The organism is Cellulosimicrobium sp. JZ28, assembly GCF_015327065.1.
Taxonomy (GTDB): domain Bacteria; phylum Actinomycetota; class Actinomycetes; order Actinomycetales; family Cellulomonadaceae; genus Cellulosimicrobium; species Cellulosimicrobium funkei.
The window spans coordinates 730,388-754,562 of the sequence record NZ_CP017660.1 but is presented as its reverse complement, the minus strand read 5'-3'; the positions used below and the strand labels follow the sequence as shown (position 1 = coordinate 754,562).

The 24,175-nt window shown below is 75.1% G+C and carries 22 protein-coding genes; 8 read left to right on the top strand and 14 right to left on the bottom strand.

Annotated elements, in window-relative coordinates; all coding sequences use genetic code 11:
- Positions 1-2: 2 nt before the first annotated feature.
- A complete protein-coding gene (locus BJP59_RS03405; RefSeq protein WP_034653983.1) occupies positions 3-1,127 on the bottom strand; it encodes a GuaB3 family IMP dehydrogenase-related protein in 1,125 nt (374 codons plus the stop codon).
- A gap of 148 nt (positions 1,128-1,275) precedes the next feature.
- Between BJP59_RS03405 and BJP59_RS03400 the strand changes: the two genes are divergently transcribed.
- Together BJP59_RS03400 and BJP59_RS03395 are read left to right on the top strand one after the other, a co-directional pair.
- On the top strand, positions 1,276-1,977 hold the full coding sequence (locus BJP59_RS03400; protein WP_194522186.1) for an exonuclease domain-containing protein: 702 nt from the start codon (positions 1,276-1,278) through the stop codon (positions 1,975-1,977).
- 137 nt (positions 1,978-2,114) lie between these two features.
- Positions 2,115-3,650, top strand: a complete 1,536-nt coding sequence (locus tag BJP59_RS03395) for a helix-turn-helix domain-containing protein (RefSeq protein WP_194522185.1) — start codon at positions 2,115-2,117, stop codon at positions 3,648-3,650.
- 104 nt (positions 3,651-3,754) lie between these two features.
- Here BJP59_RS03395 and BJP59_RS03390 read toward each other — a convergent pair whose 3' ends face one another.
- On the bottom strand, positions 3,755-4,393 hold the full coding sequence (locus tag BJP59_RS03390) for a Rid family hydrolase (RefSeq protein WP_076405096.1): 639 nt from the start codon (positions 4,391-4,393) through the stop codon (positions 3,755-3,757).
- Between the two features lie 358 nt (positions 4,394-4,751).
- On the opposite strand from BJP59_RS03390, the gene BJP59_RS03385 reads away from it, so the two are divergent.
- Positions 4,752-6,365, top strand: coding sequence for a flavin monoamine oxidase family protein (locus tag BJP59_RS03385; RefSeq protein ID WP_194522184.1), 1,614 nt, complete (start codon positions 4,752-4,754; stop codon positions 6,363-6,365).
- Between the two features lie 90 nt (positions 6,366-6,455).
- Here BJP59_RS03385 and guaB read toward each other — a convergent pair whose 3' ends face one another.
- Positions 6,456-7,985: an IMP dehydrogenase gene (guaB, locus tag BJP59_RS03380; RefSeq protein WP_021479849.1), complete on the bottom strand. Its 1,530-nt coding sequence runs from the start codon at positions 7,983-7,985 to the stop codon at positions 6,456-6,458.
- A gap of 140 nt (positions 7,986-8,125) precedes the next feature.
- Positions 8,126-9,211 (bottom strand): MerR family transcriptional regulator, encoded by a 1,086-nt coding sequence (locus BJP59_RS03375; RefSeq protein ID WP_228485251.1) that lies wholly within the window; start codon positions 9,209-9,211, stop codon positions 8,126-8,128.
- Positions 9,212-9,516: 305 nt separating this feature from the next.
- Here BJP59_RS03375 and BJP59_RS03370 point away from each other — a divergent pair, with 305 nt between their 5' ends.
- Positions 9,517-9,807, top strand: a complete 291-nt coding sequence (locus BJP59_RS03370) for a WhiB family transcriptional regulator (protein WP_031316449.1) — start codon at positions 9,517-9,519, stop codon at positions 9,805-9,807.
- Positions 9,808-9,996: 189 nt separating this feature from the next.
- On the opposite strand, the gene groES is transcribed toward BJP59_RS03370, so the two are convergent.
- On the bottom strand, positions 9,997-10,293 hold the full coding sequence (gene groES / locus BJP59_RS03365) for a co-chaperone GroES (protein WP_021482870.1): 297 nt from the start codon (positions 10,291-10,293) through the stop codon (positions 9,997-9,999).
- 239 nt (positions 10,294-10,532) lie between these two features.
- On the opposite strand from groES, the gene BJP59_RS03360 reads away from it, so the two are divergent.
- Both BJP59_RS03360 and BJP59_RS03355 read left to right on the top strand, forming a co-directional pair.
- Positions 10,533-11,810: a class I SAM-dependent methyltransferase gene (locus BJP59_RS03360; RefSeq protein WP_194522182.1), complete on the top strand. Its 1,278-nt coding sequence runs from the start codon at positions 10,533-10,535 to the stop codon at positions 11,808-11,810.
- Positions 11,807-12,964 carry a glutamate--cysteine ligase gene (locus BJP59_RS03355; protein ID WP_021482303.1) on the top strand — a complete coding sequence of 386 codons (1,158 nt, stop codon included), beginning with the start codon at positions 11,807-11,809 and terminating at the stop codon, positions 12,962-12,964. Before BJP59_RS03360 ends, BJP59_RS03355 begins: the two co-directional genes overlap by 4 nt.
- Positions 12,965-12,977: 13 nt before the next feature.
- Here the strand turns inward: BJP59_RS03355 and tsaD are convergent, their stop codons facing one another.
- On the bottom strand, positions 12,978-14,045 hold the full coding sequence (gene tsaD, locus BJP59_RS03350; RefSeq protein ID WP_076405092.1) for a tRNA (adenosine(37)-N6)-threonylcarbamoyltransferase complex transferase subunit TsaD: 1,068 nt from the start codon (positions 14,043-14,045) through the stop codon (positions 12,978-12,980).
- 101 nt (positions 14,046-14,146) lie between these two features.
- On the opposite strand from tsaD, the gene BJP59_RS03345 reads away from it, so the two are divergent.
- Positions 14,147-14,794, top strand: a complete 648-nt coding sequence (locus BJP59_RS03345) for a malonic semialdehyde reductase (RefSeq protein ID WP_194522181.1) — start codon at positions 14,147-14,149, stop codon at positions 14,792-14,794.
- A gap of 103 nt (positions 14,795-14,897) precedes the next feature.
- Here the strand turns inward: BJP59_RS03345 and BJP59_RS03340 are convergent, their stop codons facing one another.
- The 7 genes from BJP59_RS03340 to BJP59_RS03310 all read right to left on the bottom strand — a co-directional run bounded on the left by BJP59_RS03340 (position 14,898) and on the right by BJP59_RS03310 (position 21,955).
- Complete coding sequence (locus BJP59_RS03340; RefSeq protein ID WP_194522180.1) at positions 14,898-15,791, bottom strand: sulfurtransferase; 894 nt, start codon at positions 15,789-15,791, stop codon at positions 14,898-14,900.
- On the bottom strand, positions 15,788-16,327 hold the full coding sequence (gene rimI, locus BJP59_RS03335) for a ribosomal protein S18-alanine N-acetyltransferase (RefSeq protein WP_194522179.1): 540 nt from the start codon (positions 16,325-16,327) through the stop codon (positions 15,788-15,790). Before rimI ends, BJP59_RS03340 begins: the two co-directional genes overlap by 4 nt.
- Complete coding sequence (tsaB, locus tag BJP59_RS03330; RefSeq protein WP_043660420.1) at positions 16,324-17,043, bottom strand: tRNA (adenosine(37)-N6)-threonylcarbamoyltransferase complex dimerization subunit type 1 TsaB; 720 nt, start codon at positions 17,041-17,043, stop codon at positions 16,324-16,326. Before tsaB ends, rimI begins: the two co-directional genes overlap by 4 nt.
- A gap of 46 nt (positions 17,044-17,089) precedes the next feature.
- Entirely contained in the window at positions 17,090-17,617 is a 528-nt protein-coding gene (gene tsaE / locus BJP59_RS03325; protein WP_194522908.1) for a tRNA (adenosine(37)-N6)-threonylcarbamoyltransferase complex ATPase subunit type 1 TsaE, read from the bottom strand.
- A 47-nt stretch (positions 17,618-17,664) separates the two neighbouring features.
- Positions 17,665-18,909 (bottom strand): alanine racemase, encoded by a 1,245-nt coding sequence (gene alr, locus BJP59_RS03320; RefSeq protein ID WP_228485393.1) that lies wholly within the window; start codon positions 18,907-18,909, stop codon positions 17,665-17,667.
- A gap of 193 nt (positions 18,910-19,102) precedes the next feature.
- A complete protein-coding gene (locus BJP59_RS03315) occupies positions 19,103-20,011 on the bottom strand; it encodes a pseudouridine synthase (protein ID WP_031315756.1) in 909 nt (302 codons plus the stop codon).
- Between the two features lie 135 nt (positions 20,012-20,146).
- The gene (locus BJP59_RS03310) at positions 20,147-21,955 is read right to left on the bottom strand and encodes a bifunctional ADP-dependent NAD(P)H-hydrate dehydratase/NAD(P)H-hydrate epimerase (RefSeq protein ID WP_194522177.1); all 1,809 of its coding nucleotides are present in this window, start codon (positions 21,953-21,955) and stop codon (positions 20,147-20,149) included.
- Positions 21,956-22,102: 147 nt separating this feature from the next.
- On the opposite strand from BJP59_RS03310, the gene BJP59_RS03305 reads away from it, so the two are divergent.
- Positions 22,103-23,152, top strand: a complete 1,050-nt coding sequence (locus tag BJP59_RS03305) for a TIGR03560 family F420-dependent LLM class oxidoreductase (RefSeq protein ID WP_194522176.1) — start codon at positions 22,103-22,105, stop codon at positions 23,150-23,152.
- 55 nt (positions 23,153-23,207) lie between these two features.
- On the opposite strand, the gene BJP59_RS03300 is transcribed toward BJP59_RS03305, so the two are convergent.
- On the bottom strand, positions 23,208-24,047 hold the full coding sequence (locus tag BJP59_RS03300; RefSeq protein WP_194522175.1) for a hypothetical protein: 840 nt from the start codon (positions 24,045-24,047) through the stop codon (positions 23,208-23,210).
- Between the last annotated feature and the right edge of the window lie 128 nt (positions 24,048-24,175).

Below are 24,175 nucleotides of genomic sequence, written 5' to 3'. Positions count from 1 at the left end.
GCTCAGCGGGGCTGGTACGGGGAGACGACGACCTCGACGCGCTGGAACTCCTTGAGGTCCGAGTACCCGGTCGTCGCCATGGCCCGGCGGAGCGCGCCGACGAGGTTGAGCGTGCCGTCCGCCTGGCGGCCCGGCCCGAAGAGGATCTCCTCGAGCGTGCCGGCCGTGCCGACGCGCACGCGCTCGCCGCGCGGGAGCTGGGCGTGGTGGGCCTCCGAGCCCCAGTGCCAGCCCTTGCCCGGCGCCTCCTCGGCCCGCGCGAGCGCCGCGCCGAGCATCACCGCGTCGGCGCCGCACGCGACCGCCTTGACGAGGTCGCCCGAGCGGCCGACGCCGCCGTCCGCGATGACGTGCACGTAGCGGCCGCCCGACTCGTCGAGGTAGTCGCGGCGGGCCGCCGCGACGTCCGCGACCGCGGTCGCCATGGGCGCGTGGATGCCGAGCGAGACCCGCGTGGTGTGGGCGGCGCCGCCGCCGAAGCCGACGAGGACGCCCGCGGCGCCCGTGCGCATGAGGTGCAGCGCCGCGGTGTACGTGGACGCGCCACCCACGACGACCGGGACGTCGAGCTCGTAGATGAAGCGCTTGAGGTTGAGCGGCTCGGCGACGCCGGACACGTGCTCGGCGGAGACCGTCGTGCCGCGGATGACGAACAGGTCGACGCCCGCGTCGACCACCGTCTGGTAGTGCTCCTGGGTGCGCTGCGGCGACAGGGCCGCGGCGACGGTGACGCCCGCCGCGCGGATCTCCTTGAGGCGCTGCGTGATGAGGTCGGCCTTGATGGGCTCGGCGTAGATCTCCTGCATGCGGCGCGTCGCCTCGAGCGGCTCGAGCCCGGCGATCTCCTCGAGGAGCGCGGTCGGGTCGTCGTAGCGCGTCCACAGGCCCTCGAGGTCGAGGACACCGAGGCCGCCGTGGTTGCCGAGCGCGACGGCGGTGGCCGGGCTCATGACCGAGTCCATGGGCGCCGCGAGGATCGGCAGGTCGAAGTGGTAGGCGTCGATCTGCCAGCCGACCGACACCTCCTCCGGGTCGCGCGTGCGCCGCGAGGGCACGACGGCGACGTCGTCGAAGGAGAACGCGCGCCGACCGCGCTTGCCACGTCCGATCTCGATCTCGTTGCTCACCGGGTCAGCCTACCGGCGGGCCGTGCCCGCCACCTGCACCGACCACCGTGTGGGTGGGCGCTGGCAGGGTGACGCTCGTCGCCGGGACGTCCGGCGACGACGGGAGCGCCGGGCGCCCCGGGCCCCGACCGGACGGCAGAGGTGGACCATGACGACGACGCCCTGGACGGCGGGACCGCTGCTCGGTCTCGACACCGAGACCACGGGCCTCGACGTCGACGTCGACCGCGTCGTCACCGCCGCGCTCGTGCTCCGCGAGCCGGGCGCCACGCACGTGCGCACGTGGCTCCTCGACCCGGGCGTCGAGATCCCGGCGGAGGCCACGGGGATCCACGGCATCACGAACGCGCACGCCACGGCGCACGGGTCGGCCCCCGCCGTCGCGCTCGACGAGATCGCGACGCTCGTCGTCGACGCCCAGCGCGACGGCGTCCCCCTCGTCGCCTACAACGCCGCGTTCGACCTCGCGATCCTCGACACCGAGCTCGTGCGGCACGGCCTGCCGACGCTCGCCGCGCGCCTCGGGCGGCCCGTGCGGCCGGTGCTCGACCCGCTCGTGCTCGACCGGGCGTGGGACCCGGCCCGCGAGGGCAAGCGCCGGCTCGTCGACCTGTGCGCGCGCTACGAGGTGCTCGACGTCGGGCGCCTGCACACGGCGGACGGGGACGTGCTCGCGACGCTCGACCTGCTCGACGCGCTCGCGCGCGCGTACCCGGACCTGGCCGGGCTCGGCCCGGTCGCGCTGCACGACCTGCAGGTCGTCGCGCACCGGCAGTGGGTCGACGCCCTGGACCCGGACCGCGACCAGCCCTACGTCGGCGCCGGCGCGGACGGCCGCTGGCCGGGCTGACCCGGGCGCACGCCCGCGTCGCCACCTGCGGGCATATCTCATGATGCGGGTGAAGGTCATGTGATGGAGGCATGATGGCGGACCGCACGCGGCCCTTCGCCGCGTCGATATCTCATCCATGAGTTATCGTCGCTCTCATGACAGCGATCGACGACGCACCTCTCACGCAGGTCGGCGCGCTCATCCGCGGCGCCCGCCAGAACCGGGGTCTCACCCAGACGCAGCTCGCGGAGCGGCTCGGCACGAGCCAGAGCGCCGTGCACCGCATCGAGCAGGGCTCGCAGAACCTCAGCCTGGAGATGCTCAACCGCATCGGCCTCGCGCTCGACTCCGAGATCATCAGCCTCGGCGGCCCCAAGCACGCGCACCTGCGCGTCCAGGGCGGCCAGACCCTCTCCGGCCGCATCGAGGTGAACTCCTCCAAGAACGGCGCGGTCGCGCTGCTGTGCGCCTCGCTCCTCAACCGCGGTCGCACCACCCTGCGCGGCGTGGCCCGCATCGTCGAGGTCGACCGGATCGTCGACGTGCTGCGCTCCATCGGCGTGCGGGCAACCTGGACGACGGGCGGCCGGGACCTCGAGATCGTCGTGCCGGAGCGCCTCGACCTCGCCGCGATCGACGTCGACGCCGCGCGCCGCACGCGCTCGATCATCATGTTCCTCGGGCCGCTGCTCGGGCTGCGGGACACGTTCGAGCTCCCGTACGCGGGCGGCTGCGACCTCGGGACCCGCACCGTCGAGCCGCACATGATCGCCCTGCGGCCCTTCGGCCTGGCCGTCACCGCGACGGGCGGGAACTACCACGCGACCGTCGCCCCGGCGTCGGGCACGGACCTGTCGGTCGTGCTCACCGAGCGCGGCGACACCGTCACCGAGAACGCGCTCATGGCCGCGGCCCGCCGCGAGGGCGTGACGACGATCCGCAACGCCAGCTCGAACTACATGGTGCAGGACCTGTGCTTCTACCTCGAGCTGCTCGGCGTGCAGGTCGAGGGGATCGGCACGACGACCCTGCGCGTGCACGGCCGCACCGACATCGACGTGGACGTGGAGTACGCCGTCTCGGAGGACCCGGTCGAGGCGATGAGCCTGCTCACGGCGGGCATCGTCACAGGCTCGGAGATCACCGTGGCCCGCGTCCCGATCGAGTTCATGGAGATCGAGCTCGCGACGCTCGCCGAGATGGGGCTGCGGTACACGCTGAGCGCCGAGTACGTGGCGCGCAACGGCCGCACGCGCCTGGTCGACGTCACGGTGCACCCCAGCGAGCTGCACGCGCCGATCGACAAGATCCACCCCATGCCGTTCCCCGGCCTCAACATCGACAACCTGCCGTTCTTCGCGGTCATCGCCGCGAACGCGCAGGGCACGACGCTCATCCACGACTGGGTCTACGAGGGGCGCGCCATCCACCTCACCGACCTCACGCGGCTCGGCGCCGACGTGCGGCTCCTGGACGCCCACCGGCTCCAGGTGACGGGCCCCACGCGCTGGTCGGGCGCCGAGGTGAGCTGCCCGCCCGCTCTGCGCCCCGCCGTCGTCATCCTGCTCGCGATGCTCGCCGCGAAGGGCACCTCCGTCCTGCGCGGCGTCGACATCATCGCGCGCGGCTACGAGGGCCTCACCGAGCGCCTGCGCGAGCTCGGCGCCAACATCGAGACGTTCCGCGACTGACCCCTCGGCACCCTCGGCGCCCACGGGCCCTCGAGCCCTCGGTGCCCACGACGCCGGCACGACCACGACGGGCCGCCCTCCTGCGGGAGGGCGGCCCGTCGCCGTCACTTCGGGTAGACGGCGTCGACCTCCACCTCGACGAGCCAGCCGTCGACCGGCAGGTTCTCGATCTCGAGCGCGAAGCGCGACGGCCGGGCCGCGTTGACCACCATGGGCGCCGTCCGGGCCGAGCCGAGCTGGACCTCGAGCGTCGCGCCGGTCGCGAGGTTCGTGTTCGCGAAGAACTGGCGGTAGGCGCGGTTCCAGCCGGCGAAGTCCATCTTCTCCTGGCCCGCGGGATTCTGGAGGAACACCCGCATGGAGACGACGTCGTCGTAGGAGAGCCCGGCCCGCTCGAGGTTCTCGCCGATCCGCATGAGGACGTTGATGCCCTGCGCCTCCGTGATCGTCACGCCGGCCGGCAGGACGCCGCCGGGGAAGACGTCGGTCGGGACGTAGCGCTGCTCGGCCGTCGCGCCGGGCGTCGTGTTCATCGCGGCGGGACCGAGGCCGGACGACTTGTACCAGGAGACGTTCTTCCCGATCGCGACGCCGTCGGCGATGGACGGGGTGTCGCCGGTGACGAAGGAGTGGGCCTCGGTCGGCCTCGGCTCGAAGAGCTTCCCGGCGGCGACGGCGGTGCCGGGGACGGCGACGGCGGCGGTGAGGGCGACGGCGACGACGACCTTGGTGCGGTTCTTCATGCAGGCCTCCCAGGGGGACGACGGGCGCCACCCTGGCGCCCGGGCTCCGGCCGGTCGCGAGGACCGCCGGGGCCGCGACGCTAGCCAGCCTCCGTTTCCGCGCCGTGACGGCGACGTGTCGGGTCGTCGCCGGTCCCGCCGCGTGCCCGACGCCGCGGCGCGCCGCCCCGCGGGCGTCGCCGGGGGCCACGACACGAGACGTTTACGAGAGCCGCGAACCGTTGACCGACGCGAAACGCGCCGGACCCGTGCTCGCGACGACACGTCCCTAGCGTCGGGCCCGGTGCTGACGGCGGCACCCGGCATCGTGGGCCGGGCTCCCCGCCCGTCAGGCCGTGGACGAGAGGGCTCCAGCCACATGGTCACTGACGAGAAGACGACCGGCGTCTCGCGCCGCAACTTCCTCCAGGCCGTCGGGGTCGGCTCCAGCGCCGGCGTCATGTTCGCGACGATGGGCGCGGTGGGCCTCGCCCCGACGGCCGCCGCCCAGCCGCGGAACGAGTCGTGGACACCGCCGCGGGGCAGCGACTTCAGCCTCACGGGCCGCTCGGCGAAGAAGGTCGTCGTCGTCGGCGCCGGGCCGGCGGGCCTCGCCACGGCGTACGAGCTGCAGAAGGCGGGCTACCGCGTCACGGTGCTCGAGGCGCGGCACCGCGTCGGCGGCCGGACGCTGACGATACGCGGTGGCGACGCGGAGACCGACGTCAACGGCGTCACGCAGAAGGCGCGGTTCGCCGACGGCGTCTACATGAACGCGGGCGCGGGGCGCATCGCCCAGTGGATGGTCACCATGGACTACCTGCGCGAGCTCGGCGTCCCCTACGAGGTGTTCACCAACGCCAACGCGGACGCCTACCTCTACAACGAGCGCTCCGGCGCGACCCCCGGCAACCCGGTCCGGTACCGCACCGCGAAGGCCGACGTGTTCGGCTACACGTCCGAGCTGCTCAGCTATGCGACCGACCAGGGCGCGCTCGACCAGAAGCTCACCGCCGCGGACAAGGAGAACCTGCGCGCGTTCCTCCGGTCGTGGGGCTCGCTCCAGGCCGACGGGAGCTACAAGGGCGGCAGCAACCGCGGGTACGCGGTCTACCCGTCCGCGTGGAACGAGCACGGCACGCCGCTGCCCGGCCCGGGCTCGGTGTCGGAGGTGCTCGCCTCGAAGGTCGGGCAGTACTTCCCGTTCGAGATCAACTGGGAGCAGTCGATGCTCATGTTCCAGCCCAAGGGCGGGATGGACACGACCTACGACTACTTCGTCAGGGCGATCGGCAAGCAGAACGTCCAGCTCAGCTCGCCCGTCACCGCGGTGAAGAACACGCCGCGCGGCGTCTCGGTCACGTACACCGCCCACAACGGCAAGTCGCGGCAGATCGACGCCGACTTCGCCGTCGTCTCGGCCCCCGCGGGGCTCATGCGCCGCTGGGACACGAACTGGGGGCCCGACGTCGACGCCGCGCTCGGCGAGTTCGCCGTCGGGTCGCCCGCGGGCAAGATCGGGCTCCAGTACCGGACGCGGTTCTGGGAGGACGACCACCGGATCTACGGCGGCATCACCGAGACCGACATGGACCTCGCCCACGTCTGGTACCCGTCCTACGGCTACGGGGAACGCCGGGGGCTCGTCGTGGGCTACTACAACACCGGCGCGAACGCGCGCGCCTACGCGGACATGACGCCGCGGCAGCGGGAGATGCGCGCCGTCGAGCAGGGCGTGAAGATCCACGGCGAGAAGTACCGGACGGAGCTCGAGAGCTCGTTCTCCATCGCGTGGCACAAGGTGCCCTACATCGAGGGTGCTTGGGCGTACCCGAACACGCAGTCGTCCCGGTTCAAGCTCCTGCAGCAGGGCGCCGGGAACGTGTACTTCGCGGGCGACTGGATGTCCGAGATCTCGGCCTGGCAGCACGGCGCGTTCTGGGCCGCGCGCTACGCCGTCCAGGCGCTGCACGCGCGCGTCATGGCGTCGTGACCGCCCACCGCACGCAGCGCTGACGGGACGACGACGGCCCGGTGCCACCCGCGAGGGCGGTGCCGGGCCGTCGGTCGTGGTGCTGCGCGCTCAGAACCCCGTGTAGTTGGGGGCCTCGACCGTCATCTGCACGTCGTGCGGGTGGCTCTCCTTGAGCGACGCCGACGTGATGCGGATGAAGCGCCCCTTCTCCTGGAGCTCCGGCACGGTGCGGGCACCGACGTAGAACATCGTCTGGTGCAGGCCGCCGACGAGCTGGTGCGCCACGGTGCCGAGCGACCCCTTGTAGGGCACCTGGCCCTCGACGCCCTCGGGGACGATCATGTCGTCGCTCGTGACCTCGGCCTGGAAGTAGCGGTCCTTCGAGTACGACTTCTTGCCGCGCGAGGACATCGCGCCCATGGAACCCATGCCGCGGTACGCCTTGTACTGCTTGCCCTTGACGAGGATCGTCTCGCCCGGAGACTCCTCGGTGCCCGCGAGCATCGAGCCGAGCATCACCGTCTCCGCGCCCGCGACGATCGCCTTCCCGATCTCGCCCGAGTGGCGCATGCCGCCGTCGGCGATGACCGGGACCCCGGCCGGGCGCGCGGCGAGCGACGCCTCGTAGACGGCGGTCACCTGCGGGACGCCGACGCCCGTGACGATGCGCGTGGTGCAGATCGAGCCCGGTCCGACGCCGACCTTGACCGCGTCCGCGCCCGCGTCGACGAACGCCTGCGCGCCCTCGCGCGTCGCGACGTTGCCGCCGATCACCTGGACGTCGCGCGTCGCCGGGTCGGACTTGAGGCGCGCGACCATCTCGATGAGCATCCGGACGTTGCCGTGCGCCGTGTCCGCGACCAGCACGTCGACGCCCGCGTCGATGAGCGTCGTGGCGCGCTGCCACGCGTCGCCGAAGTAGCCGATCGCGGCGCCGACGAGCAGTCGGCCCTGGCCGTCCTTCGACGCGTTGGGGAACTGCTCGGACTTGACGAAGTCCTTGACCGTGATGAGCCCGGTGAGACGGCCGTCCGCGTCGACGAGCGGCAGGCGCTCGAGCTTGTGCTTGCGCAGGAGCGCGGTCGCCTCCTCGCGGGAGATCCCCGCCGGGCCCGTGATGAGCGGCTGGGGCGTCATGACCTCGTCGACCTTCGTCGTCGCCCACTCGGCGACGGGCGTGAAGCGCAGGTCGCGGTTGGTCACCATGCCGATGAGGCGGCGCTCGGCGTCGAGCACCGGGAAGCCGGAGATGCGGTACTCGCCCGCGGTCTTGTCGAGCTCCTCGAGCGTCGCGTCGGGCCCGATGGTCACCGGGTTGTCGATGATGCCCGTCTGCGTGCGCTTCACCAGGTCGACCTGGAGCGCCTGGTCCTCGATCGAGAGGTTGCGGTGCAGCACGCCGATACCGCCCTGGCGCGCCATCGCGATGGCCATGCGCGACTCGGTGACGGTGTCCATGGCCGCCGAGACGAGCGGCACGCGGATCGAGATCTCGCGCGTCAGGCGCGTCGTGGTGTCGATGTCCGACGGCGCCAGGTCCGAGTAGCCGGGCTGCAGCAGGACGTCGTCGTAGGTGAGACCCAGGAATCCGAAGGGGTCACGGTCGGGGACGGCGGCGGGGACGGGCGAGGCGGTCACACCAGGATTCTACGCCGGGGGCCCTCGCCGTATTCCCGCCCGGTCCCCCGCCCGCCCGGGGCCCGGGAGGCGCGGACGGGCGGGGGGCACGTGGGCGGGCAGGCGCGCGCCGCGCCCGGCCGGGCGGCCTCGCGGACGGCTCAGCGCACGACGGCGAGGAGCTCGTGCAGGAGGCCCGTGAAGCTGCGCACCCGGTGGACGGTCGCGGCGAGCGGGAGCTCCTCCGCGGCCTGGTCGCTCGGGAGCCCGACGAAGAACGGCAGGCTCGGGTTCGCGTCGTGCGCGGCGTGCACGATGCCCAGGTCGGGGCGCGCCTGCGTGGTCACCATGGCGACGGCGGACGGCCGCACCATCGTCACGATCTCCAGCGTGCGGTGCACGTTCGCGGGGCCGGTGACGATCCGCGCCATCGCGCCGTGCGAGGCGAGCGACGCGGCGAGCGCGTGCGCGGCCAGCGGGAGCGGCTCGTCGGGCGCCGCGAAGACGAGGACGATCCGCCGCATGCGGCTCGGGTGGTTCCGGGGCGGCCCCCCGGCGGCCACGATCGCGTCCTCGCTCGCCTGCGTGTACTCGCGCAGCGCGACGAGCGTCGCGTTGGCGAGCACGACCTCGGGCACCTCGCCCGGGCCGGCGAGCACGGTGCGCTCGGCCAGGCGCTCGAGCGCGGGCTCGACGAGGTCGGACCACCACGCGGCCGGGTCGCCGCCCGTCGGGATGCGCAGCAGCCGGTCGCACGCGCGCTGGTCGTAGGCGATCGCCGCGTCGACGACGTCGGAGACGCGCGTGGGCCGCGGTCCCTCACGGACGCCGACCGGACGGGGACCGGCGGCCCGTGCGGGCTCGCCCCCCGGGACGGCGCGCAGGAACGGGCGCGACGGCGGCGGCTCGGGCGCGTCGTCGTCGGCCTCGGGCTCGTCGGCGTCGAGGTCGCCCGCGCCGTCGGCGCCGCGGTCGTCGAAGGAGATCGCCCCACGGTTCGCGGCGAGCTCCTCCTCGTCGGCGGCGAGCGCGGCGCGGGCCGCGTCGGCGGGCGCGACACCGTCGAGCGTGAGGCGGCGCATCACGACGAGGCGAGCGACGTCGTCGTCGGTGTAGCGCCGGTGGGAGCCGGCCCGGTGCTGCGAGGGGCCGAGGCCGTAGCGACGGTCCCAGGTGCGCAGGGTCGCGGGCGCGACGCCGAGCCGGCGCGCGACGGCGGCGACGGCGAGGCCGGGGGACGAGGTCATGCTCGGTCGGGCTCCCTCGGGGTCGGGGGCGGACCGGACTGAGGTCATGGATCGATTCTGCCGAGCGGGCACCCGTCTCGCCACCTCGTAGAGGTCACAGTCGTGCACCCTTCGCGCCAGACCCGTGCCGTATTTGTTCGCTGCACGCGCAAACGCGCCGGGCGCAGCCGATCGCGTCAGCGCGGCAGGATCGGCCGACGCGGTTGAGCAGACCCGCACCGCTCCACGAGCGGTTCAACCTGCTCGTTCACTTTTTCCTCACAGGGGACTTGAACAACCCTTGCAACGCTTGTAGGTTGTTCGGCATGGCAGAGATCTCGAGGCTCCCCGGGCCCGTCATGGAGCTGTGGGAATGGCAGTACCAGGGTTCGTGCCGCGACGCGGACGACACGTTGTTCTTCCACCCCGAGGGTGAACGCGGCTCGACGCGACGACGGCGAGCGGAGGCCGCGAAGGCGATCTGCCACTCGTGCCCCGTGATGATGCAGTGCCGCGAGCAGTCGCTCCGCGTGCGTGAGCCGTACGGGGTGTGGGGCGGCCTGAGCGAGGACGAGCGCGCCGCCATCCTCGCGGGCGGCGCCCGTCGCACCGGCTGACGCACCCCTCCCCGGGCACCGTCCTCGGTGCCTCCGCGCCACCAGCAGACCTGCACGGCCCCGGTCCGACGTCGTACCGGACGCACGTGCGCACGACCCGTGGGACCACCGGTGGGGCGACCGGCCACGGAACGCAGCAGGGCCCCGCGACCGACGGTCGCGGGGCCCTGCTGCTGAACCGGGTCGGCGTCAGCCGACCACCACGGCGAGGATGTCGCGCGCGGACAGGACGAGGTAGTCCTCGCCGCCGTACTTGACCTCGGTGCCGCCGTACTTGCTGTAGATGACCTTGTCGCCGACGGTCACGTCGAGCGGGACGCGGTTGCCGTTGTCGTCGACACGGCCCGGACCGACAGCCAGGACCTCGCCCTCCTGGGGCTTCTCCTTGGCGGTGTCCGGGATGACCAGGCCGGATGCGGTCGTGGTCTCGGCCTCGAGGGCCTTCACGACGATCCGGTCCTCGAGCGGCTTGATGGGGACCGACACGTCGGACCTCCCCTTTCGCGGTGAGAACTGCAACGGATGGGTCGAGCGCACCGGCTGGCCGTCGTCGCGGGTGCCGGACAGCCTGGTCGCACGTGGCGCCGCCTCCGCGAGCGGTGGCGGCACGTCTCAAATCTAGGTCCCGGTTAGCACTCGGTCAAGGCGAGTGCCAACGTCCGCCCTGCGGACGATCCGGGCTCCGGCTGCGCGTGGTCCCCGGCCCCCGTGGAAGGATCGACGCCATGGACGCCGCCACGCTCACCAAGCTGCTCAGCCCCGAGGGCTGGGCCCTGCTCGGCGCGCTCCCGCCGTACGACGAGCAGCAGGCGCTCGTGCTCGCGGCAGGGCTGCGCGCGAAGGGCGTCGACCCGGACCTGGCCGCCGCGGCCCTCACCCAGTCCCGGCTGCGCGCCGCGGCGCACGGCAAGCTCGGCGCGTTCGCCGACGGCATGCTCTTCACGCAGGCGGGGCTGGAGCAGGCGAGCCGGCTCGTCGTCGCGGCCCTGCACGCCCGGCGGTACCAGGAGGCGGGGATCCGGCGCGTCGCGGACCTCACGAGCGGGATCGGCGTCGACGCGCTCGCGTTCGCCGCCGCGGAGCTCGAGGTGCTCGCGACCGACGTCGACGAGCTCACCGCGGCGATCGCGACCGTCAACCTGCGCCACTTCCCCGAGGCCGAGGTGCGCCACGGCGACGGGCTCGCGCTCGACCTGGAGGGCGAGCGCATCGGGGGCGTGTACGCCGACCCGGCACGCCGCACCCGCGCCGGCACGCGCGTGTTCGACCCGAAGGCCTACGCCCCGCCGCTCGACGCGGTGTGGGCGCTGCGCGCGCGTGTGCCCGCGGTCGGGATCAAGGTCGGCCCGGGCATCCCGCACGCCGGCCTGCCCGAGGACGCCGAGACCGAGTGGGTGTCGGTCGACGGGGACGTCGTGGAGGCCGGGCTCTGGTTCGGCCCGCTGGCGCCCGAGGGACCGGGCCGGTCGGCGCTCGTCCTGTCGTCGTGGACCGGGCCCGACGGGACCGCGCGCACCACCACGCGCCGGATCGCCCACCGCCCGGGCGACGCAGACGTGGTGCCCGAGGTGGGCGCCGTCGGGCAGTACCTCTACGAGCCCGACGGCGCCGTGATCCGCGCGGGGCTCGTCGCCCACGCGGCGCGCGGGCTGGGCGGTCGCCTGCTCGACCGGACCATCGCGTACGTGACCACCGACTCCCCCGCGCCGCTCGACGCGACGGGGCTCGCGGACGGGCTCGCGCGCGGCTACCGCGTGCTCGACACCATGCCGTTCGGCCTCAAGCGTCTGCGCTCCTACCTGCGCGAGCGCGGCGTGGGTCGTCTGACGATCAAGAAGCGGGGCACCGCCGTCACGCCGGAGCAGCTCCGCCGGCAGCTCGCCCTCACGGGCGACGCGACCGCCACGATCGTCCTCACGCGCGTCGGCGGCTCCCAGCAGGTGCTCGTCGTCGAGCCGCTCTCCGCTCCCCCGGCCGGCGCCGGGCAGGACGGGCCCCGGTGAGCGCCCTCCCGCGCCGCACGGCGATCCCCTTCGCCCGCTCGGAGCGCTCGACCGTCGGGCTCGAGTGGGAGCTCGCGCTCGTCGACGCCGACTCGGGCGACCTGCGGCAGGTCGCGCAGACCGTGCTCGACGCCGTGCGCCCGGCCGACGGCGGGCCGCACCCGTCGATCAAGCAGGAGCTCCTGCTCAACACCGTCGAGGTCGTGAGCGGCGTGTGCCGCACGGTGGGCGAGGCCGGCCGCGACCTGCAGCGCTCGGTCGAGGAGCTGCGCGCCGTGACGGACCCGCTGCGCGTCGAGCTCATGAGCGCGGGCACGCACCCGTTCGCGCGCTGGGCGCAGCAGAAGGTCACCGACAAGCAGCGCTACACCACGCTCATCGACCGCACCCAGTGGTGGGGGCGGCAGATGCTCATCTACGGCGTGCACGTGCACGTCGGCATCGAGGACCGCGCCAAGGTGCTGCCGATCCAGCGCGCGATGCTCACGACGTTCGCCCACCTCCAGTCGCTCTCGGCGAGCTCGCCGTTCTGGGGCGGCAAGGACACCGGCTACGCGTCGAACCGCGCGCTCATGTTCCAGCAGCTGCCGACCGCGGGCCTGCCGTTCCAGTTCGGGACGTGGGAGGAGCTCGAGGGCTACGTCGCCGACATGCTGCACACCGGCGTCATCGACGCGTTCGACGAGGTCCGGTGGGACCTGCGGCCCGCGCCGCAGTTCGGCACGCTCGAGACACGCATCTGCGACGGCGTCACGAACATCTCCGAGCTCCTGGCGCTGGCCGCCCTCACGCACTGCCTCGTCGAGCACTTCTCGACGATGCTCGACGAGGGGCGCGAGCTGCCGAGCATCCCGCCGTGGTACGCGCAGGAGAACAAGTGGCGCTCGGCGCGCTACGGCATGGACGCGATCATCATCCTCGACCGCGAGGGCAACGAGGAGCTCGTGACCGACGCCGTGGGGCGGCTGCTCGTCGAGCTCGAGCCCGTCGCGGCGCGCCTCGGCTGCCTCGACGAGCTCGACGGCGTGCGCACCATCGTGCGGCGCGGCGCGTCCTACCAGCGGCAGCGCGCGGTGGCGCGGCGCCACGGGGGCGAGCTGGACGCCGTCGTGCGCTCGCTCGTCGCCGAGATGCGGGCCGGCCGGCCCCTGTGACCCGGCCGGGCCGTCACACGTGCGTGACGGTGAGCGGCATCGACGAGTCGACGCCGATGTCCAGGCTCGACGGCGCGACGCCCGCCCGCACGACGGCCGAGCCGAGCGCGGCGATCATCGCCCCGTTGTCGGTGCAGTAGCGGATCGGCGGGATGCGCAGCTCGATGCCCGCCTCCGCGCAGCGCTCCGCGGCCATGTCGCGCAGCTGGGAGTTCGCGCTGAACCCGCCGCCGACGACGAGCGTCGAGACGCCGTGCCGCTCGCACGCGGCGATGGTCTTGGCGGTGAGCACGTCGGCGACGGACTCCGCGAAGGAGGCGGCGACGTCGTGCACGGGGATCTCCTCTCCCGCGTCCTGGCGGGCCTCGACCCAGCGCGCGACGGCCGTCTTGAGGCCCGAGAAGGAGAAGTCGTACGCGTGCTTCTCCTGGTCCTTGCGCGCGGTGAGGCCCCGCGGGAACCGGATCGCCGTGGGGTCGCCCTCGCGCGCGAGGCGGTCGATGTGCGGGCCGCCGGGGTACGGCAGGCCGAGCAGGCGCCCGACCTTGTCGAACGCCTCGCCCGCGGCGTCGTCGAGCGTCGAGCCGAGCTCGGTGACGGCCGTCGCGACGTCGTCCACCAGCAGGAGCGAGCTGTGCCCGCCCGACACGACGAGCGCCATGACGCGCTCGGGAAACGCGCCGTGCACGAGCTCGTCGACGGCCGCGTGGCCGATGACGTGGTTCACGCCGTAGAGCGGCTTGCCGAGCGCGAGCGCGAGGGCCTTCGCGGCCGAGGCGCCGATGGTCAGCGGCCCGACGAGGCCCGGCCCGGCGGTGACGGCGATCGCGTCGACCTCGGAGAGGTCGACGTCGGCCGTGCCGAGCGTGCGCTCGAGCGTGGGGATCATCGCCTCGAGGTGGGCGCGCGACGCGACCTCGGGGATGATCCCGCCGTAGCGCGCGTGCTCGTCCATGGAGCTCGCGACCGTGTCGACGAGCAGCTCGCGACCGCGGACGAGCGCCACGCCCGTCTCGTCGCAGGACGTCTCGATGCCGAGCACCAGGGGCTCGCCGGAGCTCGCGGGAGCAGTGGGGACCATGGCCTCCAGGGTAGTCGCGCGCGGGGGCAGGGTCGTCCGTGTCGCGCACGTCACACCGTCTGCTCGGAAGATGATCAAGGGTTCAACTGTTTGTCCCAGTCATGAGCACCGACACCCTCATCGAGTCCTCTGCCGCGCCGAGCGAGCAGGCCGACCAGCTCGCGATCGACGCGGAGGCCGCGGACCGCCTGTTCCGCGCGGCGCACACCACGCACGCGTTCTCGGACGAGCCCGTCAGCGACGCGCAGATCCAGGCCGCCTGGGACCTCGTCCGCTGGGCGCCCACCGCGATGAACACCCTCCCGCTGCGGCTGCTCGTCGTCCGCACGCCCGAGGCGAAGCAGCGCCTCGGCGCGCACATGGCGGACTTCAACCGCGACAAGACGCTCGCCGCGCCGGTGACGATCGTCGCCGCCGCCGACCCGTCGTTCCACCAGCACCTCGGCACGCTCGCGCCGTTCCGCGAGGGCATCGCCGAGCAGCTCGACCCGCAGGCGGACCTGCGCGAGGGCATGGCCCGCACCAACGCCCTCATCCAGATCGGCTACCTCATCGTCGGGCTGCGCGCCGCCGGCCTGTCCGTGGGCCCCATGACGGGCTTCGACGCCGCCGGGATCGACGCCGAGTTCTTCGGCGAGTCCGGCTGGCGCACGCTCGTCGCGATCAACGTGGGCTACCCGGCCGACGAGGGCGCGCACTTCCCGCGCCAGGCGCGCCTCGACTTCCACCAGGTCGCCGAGGTCCTCTGAGCCTGTCCCGCACCGTCCGAGCCGAGGCGGCACCCCACCGGGGTGCCGCCTCGTCGCGTCCGGGGGCTGCGCGCGCTCCGCGGTCCGGGAGGCGCGGCGTGCGTCAGGTCGCGACGGGGCGGTCGGGGTCGTTCGACCACTGCGACCACGACCCCGCGTAGAGCGCCGCGTCGACGCCGAGCGTCGCGAGCGCGGCGACCTCGTGCGCGGCGGTGACGCCCGAGCCGCAGTACACCCCGACGGGGCGCGACGCCGCGTCCTCCCCGGCGGCGCCCTCGGTCGAGCCCCCGGTCCCCGCGGCCACCCCGAGCGCGACGAAGCGCGCGCGGAGCGCCTCCGGGTCGAGGAACGTCCCGTCGGCGGCGAGGTTGTCCGTCGTCGGAGCGCTCACCGCGCCGGGGACGTGGCCGGCCCGCGGGTCGACGGGCTCGACCTCCCCGCGGTACCGCTCGCCCGCGCGCGCGTCGAGCAGCACGCCCGACGCCGCGAGCCGGGCCGCGCCGTCGGCGTCCAGCACCGGCATCCCGCCCGGGGAGACGACGACGTCGCCCGGCTCGGGCCGCACGTCGCCTTCCTCGGTCGGGTACCCCGCCGCGCGCCACGCGGGCAGGCCGCCGTCGAGGAGGCGGACGTCGTCGTGGCCCGCCCACCGCAGCAGCCACCAGGCGCGCGCGGCCGACGTGCCGCCCACGGCGTCGTACACGACGACGCCCCGGTCGGCGCGGACGCCCCAGCGCCGGGCCGCCGCCTGGAGGTCGCCCGGCTCCGGCAGCGGGTGGCGGCCGGCGGCGGGCGACGGCGGCGCCGCGAGCTCGGTCTCCAGGTCCACGTACACCGCGCCCGGCACGTGCGCGGCGCGGTGCTGCTCGCGCCCGTCGGTGACGCCCAGCGCCCACCGCACGTCGAGCACGACGGGCGGGCGGTCGCCCGCGAGCGCTGCGGCGAGGCCGCGCGCGTCGACGAGCACCCGGTCGCGCCGCGCGTGGTCGCCCGTCACGCGACCACGTCGGCGGACGCCGTCCCGTAGTCCGGCTCGTCGCGCGGCGGCGGGGCGCCCAGCTCGAGCCGCATCGTGTACGCGTCCACGTCCTCGGGCTGGTAGTACCGCTTGCGGATGCCGAGCTGCTCGAACCCGTGCTTCGCGTAGAGGGCGAGCGCCGGGTCGTTGTCGACGCGCACCTCGAGCAGCACGGCGCTCGCCCCGAGCTCGCGCGACCGCTCGACCAGCGCCTCCAGGAGCACCGAGCCCACGCCCCGGTGCTGGAACGCCGGGTCGACGCCGATGGTCATGACCTGGGTGACGTCGCCGTCGAACCACAGGCCCGCGTACCCGACGAGCGGCTGGGGCCCCGCGGCGTAGAGCCGTACGGGCTCGGCGGCGACGTACCACCGCCCGAACCCGGCGAGCTCGTCGGCGAGCATCCCGTAGGTCCACGCGCCGCGCCCGAACAGCTCGCGCTCGAGCTCGACGACGCGGTCGAGGTCCGCGGCCTTGAGGGGCCGCAGCCGGATCTCGTACGACCGCGTGCTCATCGCGACCGCTCCGGCGACGCGTCGCTCACGCGCTTGCGCGCCGCGGCCTCCTGGACGTCGGGGCGGCGCAGGTACAGCGGCTCGGTCGGCTGCTCGAGCCCGGCCGCCCGGCGCGCGATCGCGAGGCGCGCGAGCACGGCGGCGTCGGGGACCTGCGGGGCGTCCTGCGCGACGTCGAGCGCGTCGGGGTAGAGCTCGGCGCCCTCCCCGACCACGACGGCGCCTGCGGCGTGCGTCGCGACGTCGGCGGCGGGGCCGACGTCGGGCCCCGCGACGGTCTCGAGCACGGGGACCGCGTGCGGCCCCTCGTGCGCGACGACGCGGTACCGCGCCCAGTAGACCTCGCGACGGCGGGCGTCGGTCGCGACGAGGAGCTCGTCGTCGGGCGCGAGGCCGAGGTCGCTCACGGCCTGCGCGGCGACGGCGTCGAGGCTCGGGACGCCCAGCACGGGCACGCCGAGCGCGAAGCCCAGTGCGCGGGCGGTGACGAGCCCGACCCGCAGGCCGGTGAACGGCGCCGGGCCCGTCCCGACGGCGACGGCCGTGAGGTCGCGGCGGTCGACGCCGGCCTCGGCGAGCGCCGCCTCGACAAGCGGGGCGAGCGCCTCGGCGTGCCGGCGGCGCTCGGGCGCGTCGCGGCGGGCGAGACGAGCGCCGTCGTCGGAGACGACGGCGACGGTGACGGAGGCGGAGGTGTCGAGCGCGAGAACAGCCACGGCTCCAGCCTACGGCCGGGAGCGGGGCCGTCCTCGTCGCCGGGCGCTACGGGGCCAGCGCGGCGACGTCGAGACCGGCCCAGCGTGCCCCCACGCCGCGCACGGTCACGCGCCGCTCCCCCGCCTCGGGGGCGTCGTCGTCCGGGCCCTGCTCCGCGCCGACCCCGCCGCGCGGGCGCTCGAGCACGATCTCCAGGCGGTCGCCCGCGAGCGCCTCGACGAGGCCGCTGCCCCACTCGACGACCGTCACCGACTCGTCCAGGCTCGAGTCGAGGTCGAGCGCGTCGACCTCGTCGAGCGACCCCAGGCGGTACGCGTCCACGTGCACGAGGGCCGGGCCCCCGACGACGGACGGGTGCTCGCGCGCGACGATGAACGTCGGGGACGCGACCTGGCCGCGCACGCCGAGCCCCGCCCCGATCCCCTGCGTGAGGGTCGTCTTCCCCGCCCCGAGGTCGCCCGTGAGGATCACCAGGTCGCCCGCGCGCAGCACCGCGGCGAGGGCGCGGCCGAACGCGCGGGTCGCCTCGGCGTCGGGCAGCACGACGACGCCGCCCGGCGCGTCGTCGGCCACGGTCCCCCCGGCGGCGGGCGCCGGGGTCGAGTGGTTCGGGTCGTCGCTCACGCGCGGACCGTCCTTTCCGTGCTGTCGTGCGGGCTCGGGTCGCGCGCCAGGAGCGCCCGCGCGCCGTCGTCGAGCACGTGCGTCCCCACGTGCTCGCGCGGCACGCGCGCACCGAGGCGCGTCGTGATCTCGTAGCTGATGGTGCCCGCGGCCTGCGCCCAGTCCTCGGCCGTGGGGACCCCGCCGCGCGCCACGCCGTCGCCCGCGCCGAACAGCGTGACGACGTCGCCCGCGCGCTCGGTCGCGTCCGGGCCGAGGTCGAGCACGAGCTGGTCCATGCAGACCCGGCCCGCGACGCGCACGACGCGCCCGCCGGGCTCTCCCGGACGGGCGCCGACGAGCACCGGCCCGCCCGGCGCACCCGCGGGTCCGCCGCCCGACGCGTGGCGCGGGATCCCGTCGCCGTAGCCGAGCGGCACGACGCCGAGCGTCGTGTCCTGCGGCGTCGTGTAGTGGTGCGAGTAGGAGACGCCGTGACCGCCGGGCACGCGCTTGACCGTCGCGAGGCGCGCCTCGAGCGTCATCGCGGGGCGCAGGCCGAACCGCGTCGGCGGCCCGAGCTGCGGCACGGGCGTCATCCCGTACGCGGCCAGGCCCGGTCGCACGAGGTCGTAGTGCGTGCGGGGGGCGGTGAGCGTCGCGGCGGAGTTCGCGAGGTGGCGCAGCTCCGGCACGACGCCCGCCCGCGCGGCCTCGCGCACGGCCTCGTCGAAGACGTCGGCCTGCGCGACGACGGTCGGGTGGCCGGGCTCGTCCGCGAACGCCAGGTGCGACCACATGCCGACGACGCGCACGGCACCCTCCGCCTCGGCGCGCGCCACGGCGTCGAGCACGTCCGGCAGGTCCGCCGGCATGATCCCGTTGCGGCCCAGGCCCGTGTCGACCGCGAGGTGCACCCGCGCGGTCCGGCCCGCGGCCCGCGCCGCCGCGACCACCTCGTCCACGGCCCAGCGCGCGGCGAGCGACACGTCGACGTCCGCCTCCACGAGGTCGCGCAGCGGCGCGCCCGGCGGGTAGAGCCACGTGAGCACGCGTGCCCGGTCCGGGCCGACGCCCGCCGCCCGCAGCGCGAGCGCCTCGCCCGGCTGCGCCGTCCCGAGCCACGTCGCACCGCCCGCGAGCGCCCCGAGCGCGCTCGCGAGGAGCCCGTGCCCGTACGCGTCCGCCTTGACCACGGCCATCACCTGGGACGACGGCGCGAGGTCCGCGAGCGCGCGCACGTTGTCGCGGACCGCCGCCAGGTCGACGACGGCGCGGGCCGGGTAGGCGCGGGGGTCCGGGCCGTCCGGGCCGCTCGTGCGGGACGTCGGGGCGGGTCCCGCGAGGGAGCCCTCCCGTGCGCCGGTCGGGACGGTGCCGGGGGCGCCGGCGGGTGTGCCGGGAGAGGTCGTGCGCTGGGTGTCGCTCACGGTCGTCGATTCTCTCACCCGCGCGTCACCACGCGGAGAGCGCGCGGTCCGTCGCGAAGCGGCGCTCGCGGCCCGTGAACGGGTCCGTGAACGCGAGCGACCGCGACACGAGCTGGAGCGGGCGCGAGTAGTCCTCGGGCGAGACGTCGTACGGCTCGGGGTAGAAGTTGTCGTGCACGATCGGCACGCCGAGCCGCGCCATGTGCAGGCGGAGCTGGTGCGTCCTGCCGCTGTGCGGCTCGAGCCGGTACCGCGCGAGCCCGCGCGCCGGGTCGGTCTCGACGACGTCGACGCGGCTCTCCGCGTTGGGCTCGCCGTCCACCTCCTCGGCCCGCATGACGCCGCGGCGCTTGACGATGCGGCTGCGCACGGTCGCGGGGAGGTCGAGCGACGCGTCCCACGGCGCGACCGCCTCGTAGGTCTTGCGCACCTCGCGGCGCGCGAAGAGCTCCTGGTACGCCCCGCGCACCTGCGGGCGCAGCGTGAGCAGCAGGACGCCCGCGGTCACGCGGTCGAGGCGGTGCGCCGGGCTGAGCTCGGGCAGGTCGAGGTCGCGGCGCAGCCGCACCAGCACCGACCGCGCGACGTACGCGCCGCGCGGGATGGTCGCGAGGAAGTGCGGCTTGTCGACGACCAGCAGGTCCCGGTCGCGGTGCAGCACGCGGACCTCGAACGGCACGTCCGGCTCGACGGGCGGGTCGCGGTAGAGGAACACGAACCCGCGCGGCTCGTAGGGCGTGCGCGCATCGACCGGGCGCCCGCGGCCGTCGACGACCTCGCCCGCCGCGACCTTCTCCGCGAGGCGCGCGGCGTCGTCGGGGAAGCGGTGGCGCACGTAGTCGAGCGTGCGCGGGTACCGCGCGACGCTCTCGGCGTCGTGCGGCAGCACGAGGCGCGTCGGGTTGAGGCCGTCGCGCACGGGGAGGGGGACCACGCCCTCCACGGTACCGGCGGCGTCCCCGCGGTCGGTGCGGGTCGCGCGTGGGTGCGGTGGGGTGCGCGGCGGCGCGGTCGGCACGCGGGCGCAACCGGCGCGGTCGGCGCGTGGTGCGGCACGCCGTGGGCGCGGTCAGCGAGCGGCGAGCAGCTCCGCGACGACGCCCGGGACCGCGTCCGCGACGTCGAGCGCCGCGACGGGACCGCCCGGGTTCGCGCGCTCCGCGGCGAGACCGTGCACGACGGCGGCCGCCGCGGCCAGCCGCGCGGCGAGGCCCGGCTCGCGCACGACGCGCTCGGCGTGCGCCGCGAGCAGCGTGCCGAGGATCCCGGCGAGGACGTCGCCCGCGCCGGCGGTCGCGAGCCACGCGGGCGCGTCCGCCTGGGACCACGCGCCCTCCGGCCCGACGACGACCGTCGCCGACCCCTTGAGCAGCACCGTCGCGCCGGTGGCGTCGTGCGCGCGGCGCGCCCAGCGCAGCGGCTCGGCCTCGACGTCGGTCCGCGTCACGTCGTCGCCGCGCGCCCGCAGGAGCGTCGCGAGCTCCCCGGCGTGCGGGGTCAGCACGACCGACGGCGGGCAGCGGTCGGGCAGCAGGGACAGGGCGCCCGCGTCGACGACCGCGGGCACGCGCTCCGGCGTCGCGTCGGCGGTCGTCGCGTCGGTGGTCGTCGCGTGGGTCGCCGTCGCGGCGGCGAGCGCCGCCCGCACGCGCTCGTGCTGCCCGCCGTCGTCGACCGGGTCGTCGCCCGGGCCGGGGACCGCCGGGACGCCCGGGCCCAGCACCCAGGACTGGACGCGGCCCGCGGCGGGCACCACCTCGGGGCGGGCCGCGAGGACGGCGCGCGTGGCGTCGTCGGGCCCGCCGTAGCGCACCATGCCCGGACCCGTGCGGACGGCCGCGGTCGTGGCGAGCACCGCCGCGCCCGGGAAGGTCGGCGTGCCCGCCACGACGCCGACGACGCCGCGCGTGTACTTGTGGTCGGTCGCGCCGGGCACGGACCAGAGGGCCGCGACGTCCGCCGGCTCGAGCCGACGCACGACCGGCGTCGTGGTCCCCCGGTCCGGCGCGGCCGCGTCGGGGCCGGGTGCGTCGGGGCCGGGTGCGTCGGGGCCGGGTGCGCCGAGGCCGGCTGCGTCAGCGCCGGGTGCATGAGGGCCGGGTGCGCCCAGGCGCAGCCCGATGTCGACGACCGCGCCGTGCCCCGCGAGGTGCGTCGCGGGCGGCAGGAGCAGCCCCGGCTTGGCGGCGCCGAACGTCACCGTGCGGTCGGCGCGCAGCACCGGGCCCGGCACCGTGCCGTCGTCGACGCCGATGCCGCTCGGTGCGTCCACCGCGACGACCCACGGCCGCCCGGGGCCTTCCGGACCGTGCGCGGGGCCGCCGTCGAGCACCACGGTCAGCCGCTCCACGAGGTCCGCCGCGACCCCGCGCAGCGCCCCGCGGGCGCCGATCCCGACGAGGCCGTCGAGCACGACGTCGGCGCGCGCCGCCTGGGCGGCGACCCGGTCGGCGACGTGCGGGTCGAGGTGGTCGTGGTGGCGGTCGTCGTGACCGTCGCCGTGCGCCGCGCCGTCGGGGCTGCCGACGAGCACCTCGACCCGCCCGCCCGCGTCCCGGAGCGCCGCGAGACCGCCGGCGTGCGCGTGCTCGCCCGTGAGCACCGCCAGCACCTCGACGCCGCGGCGCGCGAGGTACGCGCCCGCGTGCAGCGTGTCCCCGCCGTTGTTGCCCGAGCCGACGAGCAGGACCGCCCGGGCGCCGGTGACGCGCCCGTCGCGACGGCCGCCGTCGGGCAGGGCGACCGACCGGCGTCGGGCGAGGTCGCGCGCGACGACGGTGGCGAGCGCGAACGACGCGCGCTCCATGAGCGGGACGCCCGCGGCGAGCAGGGGCTCCTCGGCGGCGCGGACGTCGGCGACGGACCAGGCTTCGATCATGACCTCATCCTGCCCATCGGGCGCCGAGGCCGCCTGCGCGGCGCCCGCGCCAAGCCGGCCGGGGCGACGACCGCCGGGACGGCCGAGGGCTGAGACGGTCCCCGCGGGCGCGCTGCGGGCCGCGCGGACCCGCATAGGGTGACGAGCATGCGATTCGGACTCTTCATCCCGCAGGGCTGGCGCTACGACCTCGTCGACGTCGCGCCCGAGGACCACTGGAAGACGATGCTCTCCCTGCTCCACTACGCCGACAACGCGGCGGCGGGCGAGCCCCTGCCCGGCGGCGAGTTCGCGTGGGACGGCGTCTGGGTCTACGACCACTTCCACACGACCCCGACCCCGAGCACCGAGGCGACCCACGAGGCGTGGACGCTCATGGCGGCGTTCGCCGCGGCGTCGCAGCGCGTGCGCCTGGGCCAGATGTGCACGTGCATGGCGTACCGCGAGCCGACCTACCTCGCGAAGGTCGCCGCGACGGTCGACCACGTCTCGGGCGGCCGCCTCGAGATGGGCATCGGCGCGGGCTGGTACGAGCACGAGTGGCGCGCCTACGGGTACGGCTTCCCCAGCGCGGGCGAGCGCCTGCGCGCGCTCGACGAGGGCGTGCAGATCATGGCCCGCATGTGGCGCACGGGGTCGTCGGGCACGTTCGAGGGCCAGCGCTACCAGGTGGACGGCGCGCTGTGCTACCCGCAGCCGCTGCAGCGCGTGGCGGTCGACGGCGAGGGTGCCGTGCCGAGCATCCCCCTGTGGATCGCGGGCGGCGGCGAGAAGAAGACGCTGCGCATCGCGGCGCAGCACGCCCAGTACACGAACTTCGACGGCTCGCCGGAGGGCTTCGCCCACAAGTCCGCCGTGCTCGAGCAGCACTGCCGCGACCTGGGCCGCGACTTCGGTGAGATCACGCGGTCGGCCAACTACAACGTCGTCATCGGCGAGACCGAGCAGGACGTCGCGGACCGCCTCGCCCGCGTCGAGGAGCACGCGCGCCGCTACTTCCCCGAGAAGGCGGACGACAGCATCGCGTCGTGGCGGAACGGCCCCCTCGTCGGGACGCCGGAGCAGATCGTCGAGACCCTCACGGCGCTGCGCGACCAGGGCCTCGGCTACGCGATCGGCTACTTCCCCTTCGCCGCGACCGACCGCGACCAGCTCGAGCTCTTCCAGCGCCAGGTGATCCCGGCCCTCCAGCGCTGACTCCCCTCCCCTTCCCCCTCCCCGGGCAGTCCGCCGAGCATGGGGTCGTGGCCTGTCAGAGCGACCCGACGGGCCACGACCCCATGGTCGGCGGGGGCCTTCCGCCGTTTCTGTGCAGAGCCGCCCGGACAGTGCGGCCGATCGTCCCGACGTCGCGACCTGTGAAGCGCAGGACGTCGATCCTTCCCGTCGCGACCAGAGTGTTCTGCCGGGTTCGGTCTGAGAACACCGCATGCGGAGTGCTGTGGACGTCCTGACCGTCCAGCTCGGCGACCAGCCACCGACCGTCGCGGTAGCGCCAGGCCAGGTCGCCCCGTGCGACGACCCTCCCGCCGTGGTCGTGGACGGGAAGCTGCAGCGTGCGCGGCGGCACGCCCTCGTCGATGCAGTCGAGCCGGGCGAAGGACTCGAGGGGTGACTCGGCCCGCGCGTCGGCCATCTCCCACAGCGTGTGCCGACTGGCGACACCGCGTCTCCCGCGCGCGTGCTCGTGCGCGCGGCGCAGCCCGTCCGCGTCGATGAGGCCCTGGTGGAGGGCGGAGTCGAGCACGGCGAGGCCGTTCGCGCGCGGGAGCTCGGGGACAGCCTGCGCGAGCGCCCAGTCGAGCGTCACGACCCGCCTGCCCCGGATCTCGGTGGTCGTCATGCCTGCGTCGAACTGCCGTAGCGCGATCCCGTCGCGGTCGAGCCGGTTGCGCCCACGAGGAACAGCTGCCTCGGGCCGGAGGGTCGGCGGCAGCCCACGGACGCCGTGGAGGACGAGCGCACAGGACCCGACCGCCACCGCATCCTCGCCGAAGGCGAGCAGGCCCGTCCAGGCGGCCCGGGCTCGTCGCTCGTCCCACGACCGGTCGGTGAGCGGGGCGGCACTGACGTCGTAGACGCCGCGGGTCACGCGCACGAGGGTCGCCCGGCGCGTCAGGCCGGCCACATCCTTGTCGCTCAGGCCGTGCCCTCGGCACTGGGCGATGAGACGAGACCGCCCTGGACCGCGGCGACGGAGAGCAGGGCCGGGGGAATCTG